Source organism: Maritimibacter sp. 55A14 (assembly GCF_003122205.1).
Classification (GTDB): Bacteria; Pseudomonadota; Alphaproteobacteria; order Rhodobacterales; family Rhodobacteraceae; genus QEYE01.
This window is the reverse complement of record NZ_QEYE01000015.1, coordinates 1-20,631: the sequence shown is the minus strand read 5'-3', so window position 1 is coordinate 20,631 and position 20,631 is coordinate 1. Positions and strand designations below refer to the sequence as shown.

Below are 20,631 nucleotides of genomic sequence, written 5' to 3'. Positions count from 1 at the left end.
CCAGGTTCGATAAGATGGACGGCAGCGGCGCGTTGCTGCTAGGTTCGGCACCGGACCCTCCCCGCTGCGGGCCCACACCCACGCTCAGCCCCGAGACCTGGCAGGTGACCGACGATGACTGAGACCCGCGCCCCCCGTAGAGGACGGCTTGCCGGAAAGACCGCGATCGTGACCGGCGGCGGGTCGGGTTTCGGCGCCGGGATCGCAAGCAAGTTCGCGGCCGAGGGCGCAAGTGTCATGGTGGCCGATATCGACGCCGAATCTGCCGCCGCCGTCGCGGCGGAGATCGGCGGGCGGGCGCAGACGGTAGACGTGGCCGATGGCGAAAGCATGGCGGGACTGGCGCGTGCCGCGCTTGCGGCCTGGGACCGGATGGATATCCTCGTCAACAATGCCGGGATCACCCATCGCCGCGGCCCGCTGGAAGAGGTGGACGAAGACGCCTTCGACCGGGTCTTCGCGGTGAACTGCAAATCCGTCTACCTGGCCGCGCGGGCGTTGGTGCCGGCGATGAAGGCGACGGGGGGCGGCGCGATCCTGAACATGGCCTCGACCGCCGGGATCAGCCCGCGCACCGGGCTGAACTGGTACAATGCCTCCAAGGGCTGGATGATCACTGCAACGAAGACGATGGCTGTGGAGCTTGCGGAAGCGGGCATCCGCGTCAACGCACTGGCCCCGGTGGCCGGGGACACGCCGCTTCTGCCGCAATTCCTGGGCGAGGATACGCCACAGATGCGCGCGAAGTTCCTCGCCACGATCCCGCTCGGACGTTTTTCCACCCCCGCCGACATGGGTAATGCGGCGGTGTTCCTGTGCTCCGACGAGGCATCCATGATCACCGGTGCGGTGCTGGAAGTGGACGGCGGGCGCTGCATATGAGGAAGAGACCATGGAGAAAGTGAACCTGGCCCGCAAACTGGCCGCGTTCGACGACCACCGGAGCCCCCGCGTGGTCGCGGATTTCAATGGCAATGACGTGATGGTGGTGAAGGTCCAGGGGGAATTTCCGTTTCACGAACATCCCGACACCGATGATTTCTTCCTGGTTCTGGAAGGCGAGGTGCTGCTGGATGTGGCCGACGCGACCCACAGGCTCGGCCCCGGCGAGCTTTTCGTGGTCCCCGCGGGCGTTCGCCACCGGCCCCGCGCCGAGACCGAGGCAAAGCTTCTACTGATCGAGCCGCGCGGCACGCCCAATACCGGCGATCCGGCCACCGCTGCGCCGAAGCCGCGGATCTGAACCGATGCGCCCCGGACAGCGCAACCTGATTACCGACGTGCCCGGCCTGAAGGTCGGCAACGCGGGATCCGAGCGGCTCAAATCCGGGGTCAGCGTGCTGGTGGGCGACGCGCCCTTCACCGCCGCCGTGCATGTGATGGGCGGGGCGCCCGGCACGCGGGAGACGGATCTCCTTGCTCCCGACCGGCTGGTGCAGAAGGCCGACGCGCTGGTGCTGGCCGGGGGCTCGGCCTTCGGGCTCGACGCGGCTTCGGGCGTAGCCGACGCGCTGGCCGCACAGGGACGGGGCTTCCCCGTGGGTGCGGCGCGGGTGCCCATCGTACCCGGCGCGATCCTTTTCGACCTACTCAATGGCGGCGACAAGAACTGGACGGAGAACCCCTACAAGGCGCTGGGCGCCGCCGCGCTCGAGGCCGCCGCGGAGACCTTCGAGATCGGCAGTGCCGGCGCCGGGCTGGGGGCCACGACGCTCGATCTGAAGGGCGGGCTCGGCTCGGCGTCGGTGGTGCTGGAGAGCGGCCACACCGTGGGCGCGCTGGTGGCGGTCAACGCGCTGGGCTCGGTGGTGCAGCAGGGGCAGCGCAATTTCTGGGCCGCGCCTTTCGAGATGGGCACGGAATTCGGCGGCCTGGGCCCCGCGCCAAGCTGGAATCCCTTTGCCGAACCCGCGCTGCCCGGACCGGGTGCGGCGGGCGGCAACACGACCATTGCCATCGTGGCCACCGATGCCGCGCTGCGCAAGGCCGAGGCCACGCGCCTGGCCATCGCCGCCCATGACGGCATGTCGCGCGCGATTGTGCCCAGTCACACGCCCTTCGACGGCGATCTGGTCTTCGTGGCGGCGACGGGGGCGCGGGCGCTGGGCGATCCCGCCGGCGATACGCTGCGGCTCGGCCATGCGGCGGCGCTCTGCCTGACTCGGGCGATCGCGCGCGGGGTTCACGCAGCCCGGCCCGCGCCAGGCGATACCGTGCCGTGCTGGCAGGCGCGGTTTTCCGAGAACTGAGGGCGGGCTCGGCGGCTCAGGGCCCGTCGGTGCTGCAACTCACGCTACGCGCCGAGAGCCGCGCGCAGGCATATTCGGCCTCGGTCTGGCTCAGCCCTACGAAACGCGCCTCGTAGCCGCCGGGCCGCTTGACGACCTTGCGCAGCGCCTCGTCGAGCGTGTCGAGTTCCTGAAGCGCCGTCTTCAGCAGCAGTTTCTCGGCATGGTAGCGCGAGGGCTGCTCGCCCAGGTTGATCGCCCAGAGCCGCCCGCCGGAGGACGAAGCGCGGGTAACAACCTCCTGCTCGGGCTCGGCGAGCGCGGCCTGTTGGACGAGCGCCTCTTCCTCCGGCCGGGCGACCGGCTGCGGCTGCGCGCTGCCCTGGGCCTCCACCGGCTCGGCACTGGCGATCCGCTGCGGCCGCGGCGCGGGGCTGGGCGAGTTTTTCGTGGCGGCTTGCACGACCACCAGCGGCGCGTCCTGCGTCGAGGCCGTGTCCGACGGACGCGGTTCCGGCGCCGGATCGGAAGGTGCCGCTTCGGCCACCTCGACCTGCACGACCGCTTCCACCTCGGCGACCACGCTTTCGGGCCGCGCGTCGGATTCGGCCGCCTGCGCCACCGCGGCGGGCGCCGGTGCGGCTGCGGCCTCGGCCACGGCCCTCTCGATATCGCTCTGCATCGCCGCCAGCACCGCCGAGGGTGCCACCGGACGCGGCGCGGGACGGCGGCTCTGGGGGACGGCCAGCGCGTACCGGGTGCCACTGCCGGAATAGGAGGGCCGCGCGGGCTCGCGCACGGCGACGCGCGTTGGCGCGCGCTTGAAGCCCATGTCCAGCAACTCCGCCACCCGCGCATTGCGGTCGGCGGTGGAGCGTCCCCCGAAGACCGTGGCGATGATCCGCTCGCCGCCGCGTTCGGCCGAGGAGACCAGGTTGAAGCCCGCCGCGCGCGTATATCCGGTCTTGATCCCGTCGGCGCCACGATATGCGGCCAGAAAACGGCGGTTGGTGTTGTAGACGGTCTTCAACCCGGCATGGGTCGAATGGCGTGAAAAGAGATTGTAGTATTCCGGGTAATGGTAGAACAGGCTGCGGCCCATGATCGTCATGTCGCGTGCAGTGGAGAGATGCCCGGATTCGGTCAGCCCGTGGGCGTTTTTGAAGGTGGTGCGCGTCATTCCCAGCGCCTTCGCGGTGCGGTTCATGCGCCGCGCGAAGGCCGCCTCGCTGCCCTCGATGGCCTCGCCCAGCGCCGTAGCGGCGTCATTCGCGGATTTCACCGAGGCCGCGCGGATCAGGTAGCGCAGCTTGATTTTCTGCCCGGCGCGCAGACCCAGTTTCGAGGGCGGCTCGGCCGCGGCCTTGCGGGAGATCGTCACCTCCGTGTCGAGCGTGATCTCGCCGTTGCGGATTGCCTCGAACACCACGTAAAGCGTCATCATCTTGGTCAGCGACGCCGGATGCAGCCGCGTATCGGCATTGCGGGAATGGAGCACCTCGCCGCTGCGCGCATCCATGACAATTGCCGCATAGGGTGCGGCCTGTGACGACGCGGCCGCCACGCAGAACGCAACGACCATCAGCCCGCAACGGGCAATCTGCATACACCGATTTTTCAAGGCACCTGCTCGTTCCTGCCTCGGCCCCCGCGTTTGCCGCGGTGGGCGCATTGATTTGAAATTACACTAGCACAGGAAGAGAGGGGCGAAAATATTAAATTTCAATGGGTTTTGACCCAACGCTCACCCAACTTCAATATCTGGGCACTCCCGGCCGCGTCACCTCTAGATGGGCGATCGGCCGGTGAGCGTTCCGATCAGTTCGGGCAAGTCGCCCAGATCGCCGAGTTCCCGGAAGCGCGGCGCGCCATGCGGCGGCTCATCGTGCTCCAGCTCCCATGTCATCTCATGCGGGATATGAACGCCCCAGGATCCCGCCGCGATCGCCGGAACCACGTCCGAGCGCAGCGAGTTGCCCACCATCATCGCACGCTCCGCGCCGTCGCCATGCGTAGCGAAGGCGCGAGTATAGGTCCCGGCAGTCTTCTCCGACACGATCTCGACGGCATCGAACATCTCCCCCAGCCCCGACTGAGCGAGCTTGCGCTCCTGGTCCAGAAGATCACCCTTGGTGATGAGCACCAGCCGAAATTCGCCCGCCAGCGCCGCGACGGCCTCTGCCGCGTGGGGCAGAAGCTCGATCGGGTGGCGCAGCATCTCGCGCCCGGAATACATGATCTCGCGGATCACTGCGGCGGGCACGCGATCCTCGGTCACCTCGACCGCGGTCTCGATCATGGAAAGCGTGAAACCCTTCACCCCGAAGCCGTAATGGCCGAGGTTGCGCCGCTCCGCCGCCAGGAGCCGCGCGTCGAGATCCTCGGGTGCGGCGAAATCTGCCAGCAGCGCGCGAAAGCGGTCCTGCGTCATGCGGAAGAACCGCTCGTTATGCCAAAGCGTGTCATCGGCGTCGAAGCCGATCGTGGTGAGGGCGGGCATCGGACCTCCGGCTAATCTTTCACTGCCCCTTTTCAGGGATTTCCCCGAGAATATATAGTGGCCTTGTGACTCGCAGCCTTTACCACGGAGAACTCAGCGTGAAACTGTCCCCGATCCTGATGTCTGACAAAGACGGCGACGGCGACAGCGAATCGGCCGTCATCACCAAGACCAAGCCGAAGACCCAGCGTCCGCCGCTCTACAAGGTTCTGCTGCTCAACGACGACTACACGCCGATGGAGTTCGTTGTGCATGTGCTCGAACGCTTCTTCGGCCTGAACCACGCGCAATCGGTCGAGATCATGCTCACCGTCCATAAGAAGGGCGTGGCGGTGGTCGGCGTGTTCTCCTACGAGATCGCCGAGACCAAGGTGGCACAGGTGATGGATTTCGCACGCCGCAACCAGCATCCGCTGCAATGCACGATGGAGAAGGAATAGGCGCCGCCGCGCCGTCCGGCCATGACAGCCTCCCGAATCAGCCTCGCCGTGGAAACCGGCACATTCCCGGTGCCACCGGCAGGGCGCATTGCGGCGCTGCGCGTGCGGCCCGACCATGACCTCTCGGCGCTTCCGGCCGAGCGGCTACATGTGGTGCAGGGCTTCCGCCCGCATTTCGACGCGCTGGCGCGCCGCTTCGATTGTGCCGTGGCGCCCGAGGGGCCTTACGCCGCAGCGCTGGTCGCCGCGACCCGGTCCAAGCCCCAGACGCTGGGGTTGATCGCCACGGCGCTGCATCTGGTGCCCGCCGATGCGCCCATCGCGGTGGACGGGCAGAAGACCGACGGGATCGACAGTTTGCTCAAGACCTGCAAGCGCGCGCTGGGCGAGACCGCCGTGGTCGCCAAGGCGCATGGCAAGCTCTTTGTTCTGACCCGCCCCGCCGCCCTGCCCGGTGCGGTCGCCGACTGGGCCACGGCCGCGGCACCCACCGCGGGCGCGGACGGCGCGGTGACGCAGGCTGGCGTCTTCTCGGCCGGCAGGCTCGACGCGGGCAGCGCCTTGCTGGCCGAGTGCCTGCCGCAATCGCTCAAGGGCCTTGTGGCCGATCTGGGCGCGGGCTGGGGCGCGCTGGCGCCCGCCGTGCTGGCCCATCCGGGGGTTACCGGGCTCGACCTGGTGGAGGGCGAGCACGACGCGCTGGAGGCCGCGCGCCGCAACGTCAGCGACGCCCGCGCGCGGTTTCTCTGGGAAGACGTGGCAGGGTGGCGGACCGGCGCTACCTATGACTGGGTGATCTCCAATCCGCCCTTCCACCAGGGCCGCGCCGCCGATCCGGGGCTGGGTCAGGCCTTCATCCGGACCGCCGCCGCCGTGCTGCGCCCCGGCGGACGCTTCCTGATGGTCGCCAACCGCCAGTTGCCCTATGAGCGCACGCTGGCCGAGTGCTTTTCCGAACTCGCCACGCTGCGGGAAACGCCCGCCTTCAAGATCCTCCAGGCCGGGCGCCCGAAATCCGCCTCTCGCGCGGGCGCCGGCAAGCCCGTAAGCTCGCCCCGCGGACACAAAGCAGGAGCCTGATCCCATGTCCTTCTCCATCGCCGGAAAGACGGCCATCGTAACCGGGGCCGCCAATGGCGTGGGCCTGGCCATCGCCCGCAAGTTCCTCGACGCCGGGGCCAACGTCATGTTCGCCGACATGGACGAGGAGCGCCTGCGCGACGAGATCGGCAAATCCGACGCCGACGCCTCCACCGCGCGCTACTTCGCCGGGGACATCCGCGAGAAGCTGACCCAGGCCAATCTGCTTTCGGCCACGATCGACGCGTTCGAGCATGTGGACATCCTGGTGAACGGCAGCCGGCAGGTGTTGTTCTCCGATCCGCTCGACCGCAATGACGAGTCGATGGACATCCTCCTGCAACAGAACCTCTTGTCAAACCTGCGGCTCTCGCAACTGGTGGCGGAACGGATGATCCAGCAGGCCGAAGAAGCCGGCGAGACCGAGGGCAGCGTGGGCGCGATCGTCAACCTCTCCTCGGTCGCGGGGCAGCGCACCCGGCCAGACCTGATGGCCTATTCCGTCAGTTGCGCGGCGCTGGACCAGACCACGCGCTCACTCGCCGTGGCGCTGGCCCCGCACCGCATCCGCGTCAATGCGATCGCCTTCGGCTCGGTGATGAGCGCCAGCCTGCAAAAGGCGCTGAAGGACGACAAGGGATTGCGCGACGCGATCTGCGACGCGACCCCGTTGGGGCGGATCGCCCCGGCCAGCGAGGTCGCGGAGGCCGCGCAGTTCCTGGCCTCCGACAGCGCGTGCTTCATCACCGGCGAGGTGTTGCGGGTGGATGGCGGCCGGTCGATCCTGGACGCGGTGGTGGCCTCGGCGCATTGACGCGCGCGGGCGTGGTGCGTCACAAGACCCGCCCGTCCTCCAGATGCACGACGCGGTCCATGCGCGCCGCCAGATCGGCGTTGTGGGTGGCGATCAGCGCCGAGAGCCCGGTCTCGCGCACCAGTTCCATCAGCGCGTCGAAGACCTGATCCGAGGTGGCCGGATCGAGGTTGCCCGTGGGCTCGTCCGCCAGCAGCACGCGCGGGCTGTTGGCCAGCGCCCGGCAAAAGGCGGTGCGCTGTTGCTCACCGCCCGACATCTCGGCCGGGCGGTGGCCAGCGCGCGGCGCCAGACCGACGCGGTCCAGCAGCCGCGCCGCGCGCGCTGCGGCCTCCGATTTCGTGGCGCCGTTGGCCAGTTGCGGCAGCATTACATTCTCGGCCGCGCTGAACTCGGGCAACAGGTGATGGAACTGGTAGATGAAGCCCACCGCCTGTCGGCGCACGCGGGTGCGCGCGGCATCGTTCATGCCCGTCATCGCCTGCCCGCCGATGGCGACCTGCCCCCGGTCGCAGGTGTCGAGCAGCCCGGCGATATGCAGGAGCGTTGACTTGCCCGCGCCCGACGGCGCGACCAGCGCCACGACTTCGCCCTTGGCCACGTCGAGGCTCGCGCCATCGAGCACGCGCACCTCCCCCGGCAGGCCGCGGTTGAAGACCTTCCCGATCCCGTCGAGCCGCAGCATCGGCGCGTCATTCATAGCGCAGGGCCTCCACCGGGTTCATCCGCGCCGCCCGGCGCGCGGGAAAGACCGTCACCCCGAAAGACAGGCCCAGCGACAGCGCCACCGCCGAGAGCACGTCGCCCCATTCCAGCCGCGCGGGCAGGCGTGACAGGAAGCGCACCGACGGGTCCCAGACGCCGCCGCCGGCGAACCAGTTCACGGCGTTGAAGATCGGGTCGATATAGATCGCGAAGAGGCAGCCCAGCAGGACGCCCAGCACCGTGCCCGCCACGCCCACCGACGCACCGCAGATGAAGAATACGCGCAGCACCGCGCCCTCGGTCAGGCCCATCGTTCGCAGAATGCCGATGTCGCGGCCCTTGTTCTTCACCAGCATGATGAGCCCCGAGACGATGTTCATCGCCGCGATCAGCACCAGGATCGACAGGATGATGAACATCACGTTGTCCTCCATCTCCAGCGCGCGCAGGAAGGCGCCCGAGGCGTCGCGCCAGGTCCAGACCAGCGCATGTTCGCCCGCCGCCTGCAAAAGCTGCGGCGCCATCGCGTCGACACGGTCGGGGTCGGCCACCATCACCTCCAGCTCGTCGGCCACGCCCTCGCGGTTGAAGTAGCTCTGCGCCTCGGAGAAGGGCATGTAGACGCGGGTGCGGTCGATGTCGTAGCGGCCGACCGAGAAGATATAGACCACCTCGTAGGCGCTGACGCGGGGCGAGGTGCCAAACGCCGTCTTCACCCCGTTGGGCGAGATCAGCCGCACCCGGTCTCCCACGCCGACGCCAAGTTCGCGCGCCACGCCCGAGCCGATGGCGATGCCCTCGCCATAGCGGTCCAGATCGCCGGCTGATTCCGGCGGATCGGAGATCAGCGGCAGCGTGCGCAAATCCTCCGCGCGCATCCCGAAGACCTCGACCCCGGCGTTGCGGCTGGTGCTGGCCGCCATCACCTGTCCCTTGATCAGCGGCGCCACGCGGGTGACGCCGGGCAGTTCCGCGACCCGCGCGGCGGCGGCGTCGAAATCCTCCAGCACGCGGACCTCCTGGCCGGTATCGGTAACGCGGGTTGCGGAATAAACCGTGACATGGGCATTCGCGCCCAGGATTGTCGCCACGAATTCATGCCGGAAGCCCGAGCGCACCGCCAGCGTGGCGATCAGCGCAAAGACCGCCAGCGCAATGCCGATGAAGCTGATCCAGGTCATCACACTGACCCCGCCCTCGGCGCGGCGCGCCCGCAAGTAACGGGCGGCGATCATCCATTCGAAACCCGCGAAGGGGCGTGTGCGGCCGCTCATCGGACCTCCCGAAGAAAAGTTGCGGGACACTGCGCCGGGCAGCGACCGGGGTCAAGGGCGTCTCGCGGGGGACCCTGCCGGCCCGCAAATCGCGTGGCGGCGTCATTGACATAATGCTTCGAACTGTCAAGCTTCCCGGCGTCGCCAAGGGATGGGGGGGCCCGCCCGATGTTGAAATACATGATCTGCGCCGTATTGGCCGCGCTGCCTGCGGCAGGTGTCCAGACGGACGCGCCACGCGAGGCAGGACATGGCGGCGGATGCCGGAAAAGCTCGCCGCCGGGGCAATGCTGCCACATGCAGACGAGTACCGGCCGGGTTCACTGCCACTAGCGTGCCGATCCGCCGGGAGCAGCCCGCCCCAGAGGCAGGCCCAGTGTCGACGGCTCTTTCGGGCACTGGCCCGCCCGGAGACGAGCCGAGCGGTCGCCAGATCGCGGGATGGCGATCCAACGCCTGAGCCGCGCGCTTTATCCCAGTTGCATCCGAAAATGATCGAGGCTTTGACCGGGCGTCACGATATCGCCAGCCCGTCGGGGCGGTCTGCGGCCTTGATCCGCGCGGGCGGCAAAAGACGTATCTCCGCCCAAGACCATATGTTGCGGATCAGATAGAAGCCGCCTTGCCGTATACCTGCGCGATCCGTTCGATGGCGGCCGCGGGCGGCATTTCCTCGCTCTCGCCGGTCCGGCGGCTGGTCAGTTCAACGACGCCGTTCTTAAGCCCCCGCGGGCCGACCGTGATCCGCCACGGCAGACCGATCAGGTCCTGGGTGGCGAATTTCGCGCCCGCGCGTTCCTCGGTGTCGTCATAGAGCGCCTCCAGCCCCAGTGCCGCGACAGAGGCATAGAGCGCCTCGCAGGCCGCGTCGGCCTTGGTGTCCCCCTGCTTGAGGTTGACGATCCCGCAATGGAAGGGCGTGACACCCTCGGGCCAGATGATGCCCTTGTCGTCGTGGCTGGCCTCGATGATCGCGCCGGTGAGACGGCTGACCCCGATGCCGTGGCTGCCCATGTGGACCGGCACGCGGTTGCCGTCCTTATCGGCCACGGTGGCGCCCATCGGCTCGGAATACTTGGTGCCGAAATAGAAAATCTGCCCCACTTCGATCCCGCGTGCCTGCCGGCGGCGTGCTTCGGGCACGCGCTCGTTGAACACCGCCTCGTCATGGGTGTCGTCGGTGCGCGCGTAGCGCGAGGTGAACTCCTCCAGCACCGCCTGGCAGGCCGGGGCGTCGTCATAGTCGATCTCGCGGTGGCCGAAGCGGAGATCGGTGATCTCGCTGTCGTAGAAGACGCCGGACTCGCCGGTCTCCGCCAGCACCAGGAATTCATGCGTGTAGTCGCCCCCGATCGGCCCGCCCTCGGCCTTCATCGGGATCGCCTGGAGCCCCATGCGCTCATAGGTGCGCAGGTAGCTGACCAGATGGCGGTTATAGGCGTGTTTGGCGTCGGCCTCGGTCAGGTCGAAATTGTAGCCGTCCTTCATGTAGAATTCGCGGCCGCGCATCACGCCGAAACGCGGGCGCACCTCGTCGCGGAATTTCCACTGGATGTGATAGAGCGTCAGCGGCAGGTCGCGGTAGCTGCCGACATGGGAGCGGAAGATGTCGGTGATCAGCTCCTCGTTGGTGGGTCCGTAGAGCATGTCGCGCCCGTGCCGGTCGGTGACGCGCAGCATCTCCTCGCCGTAATCGTCGTAGCGCCCGCTCTCGCGCCACAGATCGGCCGATTGCAGCGTCGGCATGAGCATCGGGATATGGCCCGCGCGCTGCTGTTCCTCATGCACGATCCGCTCGATATTGCGCAGCACCCGGTAGCCCAGCGGCAGCCAGGAATAGATGCCCGAGGCCGCCTGCTTGATCATGCCCGCGCGCAGCATCAGGCGGTGGCTGACGATCTGCGCCTCGGCGGGGTTTTCCTTGAGGACAGGCAGAAAGTAACGGGACAGGCGCATCGCTTGGGTCCTTCGGACAGTGTGAAACGGCTAGGGGGCGGTTTAGGCGAGCCACAGGCCGCGGACAAGACCCGGTTTTCCGCGCGGCCCCGCGGCGAGCGCTATTTCCAGACGGGCGCGCGGCGCTGCATGTTGGCCATCACGGCCTCCACCTGATTGGGGGCGCCGATCAGCGCGGCCTGCAATTCCGCCTCCAGCCGCAGGCCCGCCGTGTCCCGGCCCCACACCGCATCGACAAGCTGCTTGCCCGCGGCCACCGCGTCGGGCGAGCGCGCGGCGATCTCGTCCGCCAGCTCCCGCGCAGCCATATACGGGTTGTCGGCCAGCCGCGTCACCAGGCCCGCCTCCTGCGCCTCCGCCGCATCGAGCACGCGGGCGGTCAGGATCAGCTCCTTGGCGCGATCCGCGGACACGAGCGCAGGCAGCGACTGGGTGATGCCCATATCCGGGATCAGGCCCCATTTCGCCTCCATCACCGAGAAGCGCCCGCCCGGCGCCATGATCCGGAAATCGGCGCCCAGCGCGAGCTGCGCGCCGGCCCCGAAACAGACGCCATCCAGTGCCGCGATCACCGGAACGCGCAGGGCCGACCAGATCGTGCAGGGAAGCTGGAAGCGGTTGGCAAGCTCGCCCGGCGCGGGATTGAGCATCTGTGCCTTCAGCGCGTGGATCTGCGTGGCCATGCCCATCAGTGCGCCGGTGTCGAGCCCGGCGCAGAAATCCCCGCCCGCCCCCGAAAGGATGACCGCCCGCAAGCCGGGGCGCTGCATCAGGCCGCGTCCGGCCTCCACCAGCGCGTCCATCATCTCCAGCGTCATCGCGTTCTTCTTGGCCGGGCGGTTCAGGCGCACATGCGCGACCGGATCCTCGGCGTGCTCGACCAGTACCAGCTTGTCCGGCATGCGTTCCCCTCCCGATCGCGGCGCTGCCCGATCAGACGCCGCACGGGCGGCGCGGTCAAGCCTGCCGGGGCGGCGGCACCCGGCGTTTCGAGACCTTCGTCTCGCAGCCCAGCGCCACGGCGAGCGAGGCGAAGCGCGCCATCACCACCTCCCCGAAAAGATCCTCGGAAGCGGGGTTCACCACCAGCTCCAGCACCTTCTTCTTCGGGTAGTATCTGAGCTGACCCATATCCTCGGGCCGGTTGACCGAGATCATCGCGCCGAAACGCATCGCCTTGCCCAGAACCTCGGCCTCCTGCACCACGCGCGGGCTCAGAAGCCCCGCCACGGCATCGAAACTCTCGGATCGGGAGTTCTTGTAGCGATGCAGCAGCGCCAGACCCAGGAAGACACGCTCGGCATGGTTGAGCCCGCCAAGGTTGGTGCGGGTGGCATTGTCGAAACAGACCTCGGCGCGATAGTCGGGATGCGCGCGCCAGGTGGTATCGTGCAGAAGGCAGGCCGCGCGCACCAGCCGCAGCCGGTCGGGCCGCGCATTGCGGTAGAGCGGCTGGAGGAACCGGTAGAGCGTCTTGCCGAAGCCCGGCATCCGGGCCGAGGTCGCCTCGGCGAAACGCGCCGCCTCGATCAGCGGATCGCGGGCGCGCAGCCGCTCGGGCATCTGCCCGTAGAGCAGCCCTTCGCGGATGCCATAGCTGGAGATCGCGATGCGCTTGGGCTTGAATGTTTGCACCAGCACCTTGAGCACCTGCGCAGCCGTCGGAACGAGCCGCATGCGTTCTGCGGAGGTACCGGTGCGGGCGCGGGCGGCGTCCAGATCGGTTTTTTCGATCCATTTGACGACATCGCGCACCGATTTCGGCGTCATCGCGTATTCATGCAGCACCTTCAGCGGATAATTGCGCCGCTCCATGTCGAGCCGCGCGATCGCCCGCCAGGAGCCGCCGACCAGGTAGAGCGTGCCGTATTCGCCATCCATCCGCGCGCGAAGATCGGCCATCGTGGCCTTGAGATAGGCCTTGAGCCCCTTCTTGCCGCCGGGAACGGCTTCCAGGCGAAACGGTCCCAACGGGCTGGTCAGGCAGCGCCCGGTATCGCCTCCCGAAAGCTCCGCCAGTTCCATCGAGCCGCCGCCGATGTCGCAGACCAGCCCGCGCGCGCCCGGCCAGCCCAGCAAAACGCCCTGCGCCGAGAGCCGCGCCTCCTCCTCGCCGCTTGCGACCCAGAGCTTCAGGCCGGTCTCGCGCTCCACCTCGGCGCAGAAATCCGGGCCATCCTCGGCCTCGCGCACGGCGGCGGTGGCCACGCCGGTCAGCGGAGCGATGTCCATCGCCTCGGCCACGGCGGCGAAGCGGCGCAGCGCCGCCAGCGCGCGCACCCGCCCCTCGGCATGGAGCCGCCCGGTCTGCGTCAGCCCGGTGCCCAGCCCGCAAAGGATTTTTTCGTTGTAGAAATAGGCGGGCGATCGCGCGGCGCCGTCGAAGACGACTAGACGGACCGAGTTGGAGCCGACATCCACGACGCCAACGCGCGAAAGTGCCCGCGCGGACGGGTCCTCGAACAGGGGTTTGTCGAATATGCCGCCGCCGTTGCCGCGATGCCCGTCCGATGCGCCATCCATGACCGTCCTCCGCGTGACGCAGCCTGCCCTGACGGGCGCGGGCGCGTCAATCTCTGGAATGGGCAAGCTTGGGCGCGTCCTTGGCCCCGGCCGAGCCGCGCCCGGAAAGTGACGGGTTCTCCATGAAGAACCGATGGCAGTTGAAGAGATGCGCGCCCGGCTCCGCATCGTGGCGCAGAAAGCGCCCGTCGGGCTGCAACACCCAGCTTTGCGCCTGATCGGCCAGGTTGGCGGCCATGATCTGGCTCATGATCTGGGCATGCACGGTGGGGTTGGTGATCTCCACCAGCGTCTCCACCCGGCGGTTGAGATTGCGGCCCATCCAGTCGGCCGAGGACATGTAGACGCGCGCCTTCTTCGACGGCAGGCCGTGACCGTTGCCGAAGCAGATGATGCGCGAATGTTCCAGGAAGCGGCCGACGATGGATTTCACCCGGATGTTCTCCGACAGGCCCTTGATGCCGGGCCGAAGCCCGCAGATGCCGCGGATCACCAGGTGGATGCGCACCCCCGCCTGGCTCGCGCGGTACATCGCGTCGATCACGTCGGGCTCGACCAGCGCATTGGCTTTGCCCCAGATCTCCGCCGGGCGGCCGGCCTGCGCATGTTCGATCTCGGCCTCGATACTCTCGATCAGCCGCGTCTTGAGCGTCAGCGGCGAGATCGCCAGGTTCTCCAGCGCCGCGGGGGTCGCGTAGCCCGAGACATAGTTGAAGACCCGCGTGGCGTCCCGGCCCAGCGCCGGATCGCAGGTGAAGAGGCTCAGATCGGTATAAATGCGCGCAGTGATCGGGTGGTAATTGCCGGTTCCAAAATGCGAATAGGTCACCAGGTTCTCGCCTTCGCGGCGGACCACCGTGCTGATCTTGGCATGGGTCTTGTAGTTGATGAAGCCATAGACCACATGCGCGCCCGCGCGCTCCAGCCGGCGGGACTGCCGGATATTCGCCGCCTCGTCGAAACGTGCCTTGAGTTCCACCAGCGCGGTGACGGACTTGCCCGCCTCCGCCGCCTCGCAAAGCGCCTCGACGATCGGGCTGTCGCGCGACGTTCGGTAGAGCGTCTGCTTGATCGCCACCACGTCCGGATCGCGCGCAGCCTGCGCGAGGAACCGGACCACCATGTCGAAGGTCTCGTAGGGGTGGTGCAGCAGCATGTCCTTCTGCCGGATGGCCGAGAACATGTCGCCGTCATGGTCCTGCACCCGTTCCGGCACCCGCGGCGTGAAGGAAGGCCATTGCAGGTCGGGCCGCGCGTCGATCACCAGTTCCCTGACATCGGCGATACCGATCATCCCGGCCATCTCGATCACTTCGCCGTCGCTGACATGCAGCGCCTCGGTCACCAGGCAGCGCAGCTTCTCGGGCGCGCCGGCCGAGACGGTGAGGCGGATCACCTCGCCCCGGCGGCGGCGCTTGAGCGCGGTCTCGAATTCGCGCACCAGGTCCTCGGCCTCCTCCTCCACCTCCAGGTCGCTGTCGCGCAGCACCCGGAAGGCGCAATGCCCTTTCACGGTGTAGCCGGGAAAGAGATCGCCAAGATGCTGCAGGAGCAGCTCCTCCAGCGGCAGGAAGCGGTGCTGGCCCTCGGGGCCGTCCGGCAGGGCCACGAAACGGTCGATCTGGTTAGGGATCGGCAGCAGCGCCTGCAAGAGCCGCCCGTCGGCCTTGCGCTCCATCTGGAGCGCCAGCGAGAACCCGGCATTGGGGATGAAGGGGAAGGGATGCGCCGGGTCAATCGCCAGCGGCGAGAGAACCGGGAACACCTTGTCTAGGAAATGGCTCTCCATCTCCTGCCGGTCGGCCTTGGTCATGTCCCCGCGGGCCAGCAGGCTGATGCCGGCCTCCTCCATCTCCGCCTTGAGGGTGATCCAGGCATCCTGCTGCGTCTTCATCAGTTCGCGCGCATCCTTGTCGATCAGGATAAGCTGCTCGGCCGGGCTCAGCCCGTCCGCGGCGGGCGTTGTGTTGCCGGCGCGCGCCAGTTCCCAGAGACCGGCCACGCGCACGGTGTAGAATTCATCGAGATTGGTGGCCGAGATCGACAGGAAGCGCAGCCGCTCCAGCAGCGGCACCCTGGGATTGGACGCCTCTTCCAGCACACGCCAGTTGAACGCGACCCAGCTCAGCTCGCGGTTGAAGAAGCGTTTCGGGCCCTCGGTCTCGTCCGCCGGAAGCTCGACGGCGGTGGCGAAGGGCGCCTTCAGGAAATCTGCATCCACCATGCGGTGCCTTATCGGTCGGGGACGTGACAAAACGATGACAGTTATTGCGCTTCATCGCCGGGATTGTCCACCACGGCGGCGGCCATATCCCGCGTGACCTTGCGCTTCTCGGCCAAGGCCCGGCGGTCCAGCTCCGACACGATCCGCCGCGCTTCGGCGAAGGAGCGTTCCATACGCCTGACCAGCCAGGCGATCACGCCGTGGCCGACATTGAGCTGCCGGTCGGCAAAGAGCTTGACCAGAAGCGCGGTCAGAAGCTGGTCGTCCATCGCCTCGAGCGTCGCAACCGACGCCCCCTGTACGCGGCTGGCTAGGTCGGGCAGCGCGATGGGCCAACGCGCGGGCTGGCCCGCACCCGTCAGCAGGAGACGCCCGCCCGCCTCGGCCAGCAGGTTGTGCAGATGGAAAAGCGCCTCCTCGGCCGCGGCGTCGCCGCCAATGTCCGGCACGTCCTCGACCGCGACGCGGCGCGCCGCAGCGAGCGCGGGGATGTCCATGCCCGCCAGATCGCGCGCGGCGACGATGCGCGCCCCCGCCTCGGCGGCCCAGACATGCGCCAGATGGGTCTTGCCGGAACCCGGCGGCCCGGTCAGCACCAGCTTGCCCAGCGGCCAGCCCGCCCAGCCGTCCACCGCATGGACGGCCAGCGCGTTCGCAGGCGAGACGAAGAACTCGGCGCGTCCCAGCGCCGGCCGCACGGGCAGATCGAAGGCGAGTTGGCGGCCCATGGATCAGCCCTCGCCGCCGCCCGACAGGCCGCGGTAGAGCCGCCCGTCCTTGTACTGCTCCACCCCGAACCGGGTCAGCACGCCCAGCATCGCGGCGACCGGCACGGCCACCAGCATCCCCACGAAGCCGAAGAGCGACCCGAAGGCCGAAAGCGCGAAGAGCAGCCAGACCGGGTGCAGTCCGACCGAGCCGCCGACCAGCTTGGGGGTCAGGAGATTGCCCTCGATCATCTGGCCCGCGGCGAAGATCGCCGCAACCGCGACGATCATCAGCGGGTCGCCCCAGAACTGGAAGAGCGCCAGTCCGATCGCCAGAGTGCCGCCGACGATGGAGCCAACATAGGGGATGAAGGTCAGCAGCCCCGCCACCAGCCCCACCACCAGCCCGAAATTTAGCCCCGCCACCATCAGCGCCACCGCATAGGCGGTACCCAGGATCAGGCAGACCGAAAGTTGGCCGCGCACGAAACCGGCCAGCACCGCGTCGATCTCGCCCGCCAGGCGGCGGACCACCGGGGCGTGGTCGCGCGGCAGCAGATCGTCGATCCGCGCCACCATGTTGTCCCAGTCGAGCAGCATGTAGAAGGCCACGACCGGCGCCACCACCAGGAAGACCAGCCCGCTGATAACCGACACGGCCGTGGCCAGCACGCCGTTGATCAACTCTCCCCCTTTGGAACGAATCGTCTCTCCCAGCCCGTCGAGCGACCGGCGCAGCACCGATTCGCTGTCGACCAGCGCGGGGAAACGTTCCGACAGGAAGTCCTGAAGGCTTCTCGAGAGTCGCGGTGCGGCGGAAATCAGGTCGCCGAGCTGCTGCACCAGAAGCGGGATGACCAGCAGCCCGATCACCACGAAGGCCAAGATCGCGGCAAGCGAGATCACCACTGTCGAGAGCGTGCGCCCCAGCCCCATCCGTTGCAGCCGGTCGGCCACCGGGTCCAGGAAATAGGCGATCGCGCTACCCACCAGGAAGGGCAGGATCACGTCGCCCAGGAACCACAGCAGACCGAGAAAGATCGCCGCAGCGATCCCCCAGTATTTCGCCTGTTGCTGAACCGGCAGGCCCATATCTCTCCCCTCGTCTGCGCGCGTTATCTGGCCGCGAGAGGCACGATTTGCAAGCCCCGCCTCACGTGAACTGCTCGCGGATCAGCCGCTCCTCCAACCCGTGGCCGGGATCGAAAAGGATCTCATGCGTCACGTCGGCGGCGCTGCGGATTTCGACCGCCGTGACGATGCCCGCGCTGCGGCTGTCGGCATCGGCCATCACCGGGCGCTTGACCGGGTCGAGCACATCGAAGCGCACATGGGCGGTCTTGGGCAGCAGCGCGCCGCGCCAGCGCCGCGGCCGGAAGGCCGACATCGCGGTCAGCGCCAGGACATCCGCGCCAATGGGCAGGATCGGCCCGTGGGCGGAGTAGTTATAGGCGGTGGACCCGGCCGGCGTGGCGACCAGCGCGCCGTCGCAGACAAGCTCCTCCATGCGCATCTTGCCGTCCACGCTGATCCGCAGCCGCGCCGCCTGCGGACCGGCGCGCAGCAGCGACACCTCGTTGATCGCCAGCGCCTCGGTCACGCGCCCGTCGGCGTGTTCGGCCTGCATCCGCAGCGGATTGATCGTCGCCAGTTCCGCTTCCGCCAGACGCTCCAGCAGTTCGTCCTCGGCATATTCGTTCATCAGGAAGCCGATCGTGCCGCAATTCATCCCGTAGACCGGCGCGTCGATCGCCTGCGTGTCGTGCAACGTGTGCAGCATGAACCCGTCGCCGCCCAACGCCACGATCACCTCCGCGTCGCCCGGCGCGACCGAGCCGTAGCGCGCCGTCAGGCGCGCCTCGGCGGCCTGGGCAATATCGACATTGCTTGCCATGAAGGCAATCCGGCGTCTCTCGGCCATCGGCAATCCCCGTTTCATGCCTGCCAGTCTTCACCTGCGACTATCGGAAACACAAGGCCCGCAAGCCCCGCGATATGGCGCGCATATCGCCGCCGTGGTCGCTTTCAGGGTTTTGACAGCGCCCCTGCTGCGCTAAACAGCCGATCATTGGTTTATCCCTCCCATTCTCCAAAAGGAGTCCCGCCTATGAACGCTCCGCACCGCTCCACCGGTTTCTTCACCGAACCGCTCAGCACCCGCGACCCCGAAATTTTCGGCGCCATCACCGATGAGCTCGGCCGCCAGCGCGAAGAGATCGAGCTGATCGCCTCCGAGAACATCGTCAGCCGCGCCGTGATGGAGGCGCAGGGCTCGGTGATGACCAACAAATACGCGGAAGGCTATCCGGGACGGCGCTATTACGGCGGCTGCCAGTTCGTCGATGTGGCCGAGAATCTGGCGATCGAGCGCGCCAGGGAGCTTTTCGGCTGCGGCTTCGCCAATGTGCAGCCCAATTCCGGCAGCCAGGCGAACCAGGGCGTGATGCAGGCGCTGATCCAGCCCGGCGACACGATCCTGGGCATGAACCTGGCCTCGGGCGGGCATCTGACGCATGGCGCGGCGCCCAACCAGTCGGGCAAGTGGTTCAACGCGATTCAGTACGGCGTGCGCCAGCAGGACAGCCGGATCGACTACGACCAGGTGGAGGCGCTGGCCAGGGAGCACAAACCGAAGATCATCATCGCCGGCGGCTCGGCCATCCCGCGGCACATCGACTTCGCCCGGTTCCGCGAAATCGCCGACATGGTCGGCGCCTGGCTGCATGTGGACATGGCCCATTTCGCCGGGCTCGTGGCCGCGGGCGTGCACCCCTCGCCCTTCCCGCATGCCCATGTCGCCACCACCACCACGCACAAGACACTGCGCGGCCCGCGCGGCGGCATGATCCTGACCAATGACGAGGAGATCGCCAGGAAGGTCAACTCGGCCATCTTCCCCGGCATTCAAGGCGGCCCGCTGATGCATGTGATCGCCGCCAAGGCGGTGGCCTTCGGCGAGGCGCTGCGTCCCGAGTTCAAGTCCTACCAGCAACAGGTGGTCGCCAATGCCCAGGCGCTGGCCGACGAGTTGATGAAGGGCGGTCTCGACATCGTCACCGGCGGCACCGACACCCATGTCATGCTGGTCGACCTGCGGCCCAAGGCCGTGAAGGGCAACCAGGCCGACAAGGCATTGGGCCGCGCCCATATCACCGCCAACAAGAACGGCATCCCCTTCGATCCCGAAAAGCCGACCGTCACCTCGGGGCTGCGGCTCGGCACGCCCGCGGGCACCACGCGGGGCTTCGGCGAGGCCGAGTTCCGCCAGATCGGCCGGATGATCGTCGAGGTCGTGGACGGGCTCGCCGCCAATGGCGAGAACGGCAACAGCGCCGTCGAAGAGGCGGTGAAGGCGAAGGCCCTCGACCTATGCGCGCGCTTTCCGATCTACGAAACGCTCTGACACACCGCCGCGGCGGCGCGGGACGTCCCCCGCGCCGCACGCGCACCGCCGGGCGTGCCGGCGCAACCCCGCTTTCTTCTTGCTCCAAATATCCGGCCTTATGTATCAAGCGCACCAAGGAAATCCTACGGCCTTCCAACCTCTTGCGCTAGTCTTCCCCCATGCAGGACAAGACGATAGACAATGCGCTGCTGGCGCTGAGAAAGCAGGGCGGAATCCAAGGCAAGCTGGCGGACGTGCTGCTGGACATGCGGGGTGTTAAGCCGCCCGCCTATTACCAGGACAGCCCGTTGCGGCGGGGCGAGACCAAGCGGATCGTTCTGGCCGCGCTCAGGGACGGCCCCAGGACGTACACGCAGCTAGGTGAGGCCATGCGGCAGGTCAGGCCGGACTTAACCCAAAGGGCGGCTGCGAACCGCTCGTATCAGGCGTTGCTGCGTCTGAAAGACAAGGGACTGGGCAGGTGTGGGTTAGTACGTATTGACAATTATCGCGATTGCGCCGCATCCATGGGTTGCTTGGAGTACTTCTCTGAATTGGGGTTGGTCTTGTCAGACAATGTTCTTTATTATTATGCTCTACGATCAGAGGCGAGAACACGGACACAGCAGGCATTCAACGCGAGAATTCTGCGCGAACCGGGCAGTCTAGTGATCTTCCCCCACTAAAGTGGTCCGCCGTAATGTTTAGGAAAACGGAGGACCGGAATGGCTACGAAGCGGCACAAGCCTGAGGAGATTGTCACGAAACTGAGGCAGGTTGAGGTGCTTGTCGGGC

19 protein-coding genes are annotated in these 20,631 nt (G+C 67.6%); 8 read left to right on the top strand and 11 right to left on the bottom strand.

Annotated features, from left to right (window positions below; genetic code table 11):
* The first annotated feature begins 114 nt into the window (after positions 1-114).
* From DDZ14_RS13195 to DDZ14_RS13185, 3 genes are read left to right on the top strand one after another with little or no spacing between them, the layout of a single operon-like run.
* Positions 115-882 (top strand): glucose 1-dehydrogenase, encoded by a 768-nt coding sequence (locus DDZ14_RS13195; protein ID WP_109425459.1) that lies wholly within the window; start codon positions 115-117, stop codon positions 880-882.
* Positions 883-892: 10 nt separating this feature from the next.
* On the top strand, positions 893-1,243 hold the full coding sequence (locus DDZ14_RS13190; RefSeq protein WP_109425458.1) for a cupin domain-containing protein: 351 nt from the start codon (positions 893-895) through the stop codon (positions 1,241-1,243).
* Between the two features lie 4 nt (positions 1,244-1,247).
* Positions 1,248-2,249, top strand: coding sequence for a P1 family peptidase (locus DDZ14_RS13185; RefSeq protein ID WP_109425457.1), 1,002 nt, complete (start codon positions 1,248-1,250; stop codon positions 2,247-2,249).
* A 16-nt stretch (positions 2,250-2,265) separates the two neighbouring features.
* Here DDZ14_RS13185 and DDZ14_RS13180 read toward each other — a convergent pair whose 3' ends face one another.
* Positions 2,266-3,834, bottom strand: a complete 1,569-nt coding sequence (locus DDZ14_RS13180; protein WP_109425456.1) for a D-alanyl-D-alanine carboxypeptidase family protein — start codon at positions 3,832-3,834, stop codon at positions 2,266-2,268.
* A gap of 180 nt (positions 3,835-4,014) precedes the next feature.
* Positions 4,015-4,728 carry an HAD family hydrolase gene (locus DDZ14_RS13175; protein WP_109425455.1) on the bottom strand — a complete coding sequence of 238 codons (714 nt, stop codon included), beginning with the start codon at positions 4,726-4,728 and terminating at the stop codon, positions 4,015-4,017.
* Positions 4,729-4,847: 119 nt separating this feature from the next.
* On the opposite strand from DDZ14_RS13175, the gene clpS reads away from it, so the two are divergent.
* From clpS to DDZ14_RS13160, 3 genes are read left to right on the top strand one after another with little or no spacing between them, the layout of a single operon-like run.
* A complete protein-coding gene (gene clpS / locus DDZ14_RS13170; protein ID WP_199221344.1) occupies positions 4,848-5,168 on the top strand; it encodes an ATP-dependent Clp protease adapter ClpS in 321 nt (106 codons plus the stop codon).
* 21 nt (positions 5,169-5,189) lie between these two features.
* A complete protein-coding gene (locus DDZ14_RS13165; protein WP_109425453.1) occupies positions 5,190-6,248 on the top strand; it encodes a class I SAM-dependent methyltransferase in 1,059 nt (352 codons plus the stop codon).
* Positions 6,249-6,252: 4 nt separating this feature from the next.
* The gene (locus tag DDZ14_RS13160) at positions 6,253-7,062 is read left to right on the top strand and encodes an SDR family NAD(P)-dependent oxidoreductase (protein WP_109425452.1); all 810 of its coding nucleotides are present in this window, start codon (positions 6,253-6,255) and stop codon (positions 7,060-7,062) included.
* Between the two features lie 19 nt (positions 7,063-7,081).
* Here the strand turns inward: DDZ14_RS13160 and DDZ14_RS13155 are convergent, their stop codons facing one another.
* The 9 genes from DDZ14_RS13155 to DDZ14_RS13115 all read right to left on the bottom strand — a co-directional run bounded on the left by DDZ14_RS13155 (position 7,082) and on the right by DDZ14_RS13115 (position 18,372).
* Positions 7,082-7,762: an ABC transporter ATP-binding protein gene (locus tag DDZ14_RS13155; RefSeq protein ID WP_109425451.1), complete on the bottom strand. Its 681-nt coding sequence runs from the start codon at positions 7,760-7,762 to the stop codon at positions 7,082-7,084.
* Entirely contained in the window at positions 7,755-9,041 is a 1,287-nt protein-coding gene (locus DDZ14_RS13150; RefSeq protein ID WP_109425450.1) for a lipoprotein-releasing ABC transporter permease subunit, read from the bottom strand. Before DDZ14_RS13150 ends, DDZ14_RS13155 begins: the two co-directional genes overlap by 8 nt.
* Before the next feature lie 606 nt (positions 9,042-9,647).
* Positions 9,648-10,997: a proline--tRNA ligase gene (gene proS / locus DDZ14_RS13145; RefSeq protein WP_109425449.1), complete on the bottom strand. Its 1,350-nt coding sequence runs from the start codon at positions 10,995-10,997 to the stop codon at positions 9,648-9,650.
* Between the two features lie 101 nt (positions 10,998-11,098).
* Positions 11,099-11,899 carry a crotonase/enoyl-CoA hydratase family protein gene (locus tag DDZ14_RS13140; RefSeq protein WP_109425448.1) on the bottom strand — a complete coding sequence of 267 codons (801 nt, stop codon included), beginning with the start codon at positions 11,897-11,899 and terminating at the stop codon, positions 11,099-11,101.
* A 55-nt stretch (positions 11,900-11,954) separates the two neighbouring features.
* Entirely contained in the window at positions 11,955-13,520 is a 1,566-nt protein-coding gene (locus DDZ14_RS13135) for a Ppx/GppA family phosphatase (RefSeq protein WP_109425447.1), read from the bottom strand.
* Positions 13,521-13,566: 46 nt separating this feature from the next.
* Entirely contained in the window at positions 13,567-15,744 is a 2,178-nt protein-coding gene (locus tag DDZ14_RS13130; protein ID WP_109425446.1) for an RNA degradosome polyphosphate kinase, read from the bottom strand.
* 41 nt (positions 15,745-15,785) lie between these two features.
* Positions 15,786-16,472: a DnaA ATPase domain-containing protein gene (locus DDZ14_RS13125; RefSeq protein WP_109425445.1), complete on the bottom strand. Its 687-nt coding sequence runs from the start codon at positions 16,470-16,472 to the stop codon at positions 15,786-15,788.
* A 3-nt stretch (positions 16,473-16,475) separates the two neighbouring features.
* Positions 16,476-17,543 carry an AI-2E family transporter gene (locus tag DDZ14_RS13120; protein ID WP_109425444.1) on the bottom strand — a complete coding sequence of 356 codons (1,068 nt, stop codon included), beginning with the start codon at positions 17,541-17,543 and terminating at the stop codon, positions 16,476-16,478.
* A 61-nt stretch (positions 17,544-17,604) separates the two neighbouring features.
* The gene (locus DDZ14_RS13115; protein WP_109425443.1) at positions 17,605-18,372 is read right to left on the bottom strand and encodes an NAD kinase; all 768 of its coding nucleotides are present in this window, start codon (positions 18,370-18,372) and stop codon (positions 17,605-17,607) included.
* 186 nt (positions 18,373-18,558) lie between these two features.
* Here DDZ14_RS13115 and glyA point away from each other — a divergent pair, with 186 nt between their 5' ends.
* A complete protein-coding gene (gene glyA, locus DDZ14_RS13110) occupies positions 18,559-19,854 on the top strand; it encodes a serine hydroxymethyltransferase (protein ID WP_109425442.1) in 1,296 nt (431 codons plus the stop codon).
* 161 nt (positions 19,855-20,015) lie between these two features.
* The gene (locus DDZ14_RS13105) at positions 20,016-20,522 is read left to right on the top strand and encodes a hypothetical protein (RefSeq protein ID WP_109425441.1); all 507 of its coding nucleotides are present in this window, start codon (positions 20,016-20,018) and stop codon (positions 20,520-20,522) included.
* Positions 20,523-20,631: the final 109 nt, after the last annotated feature.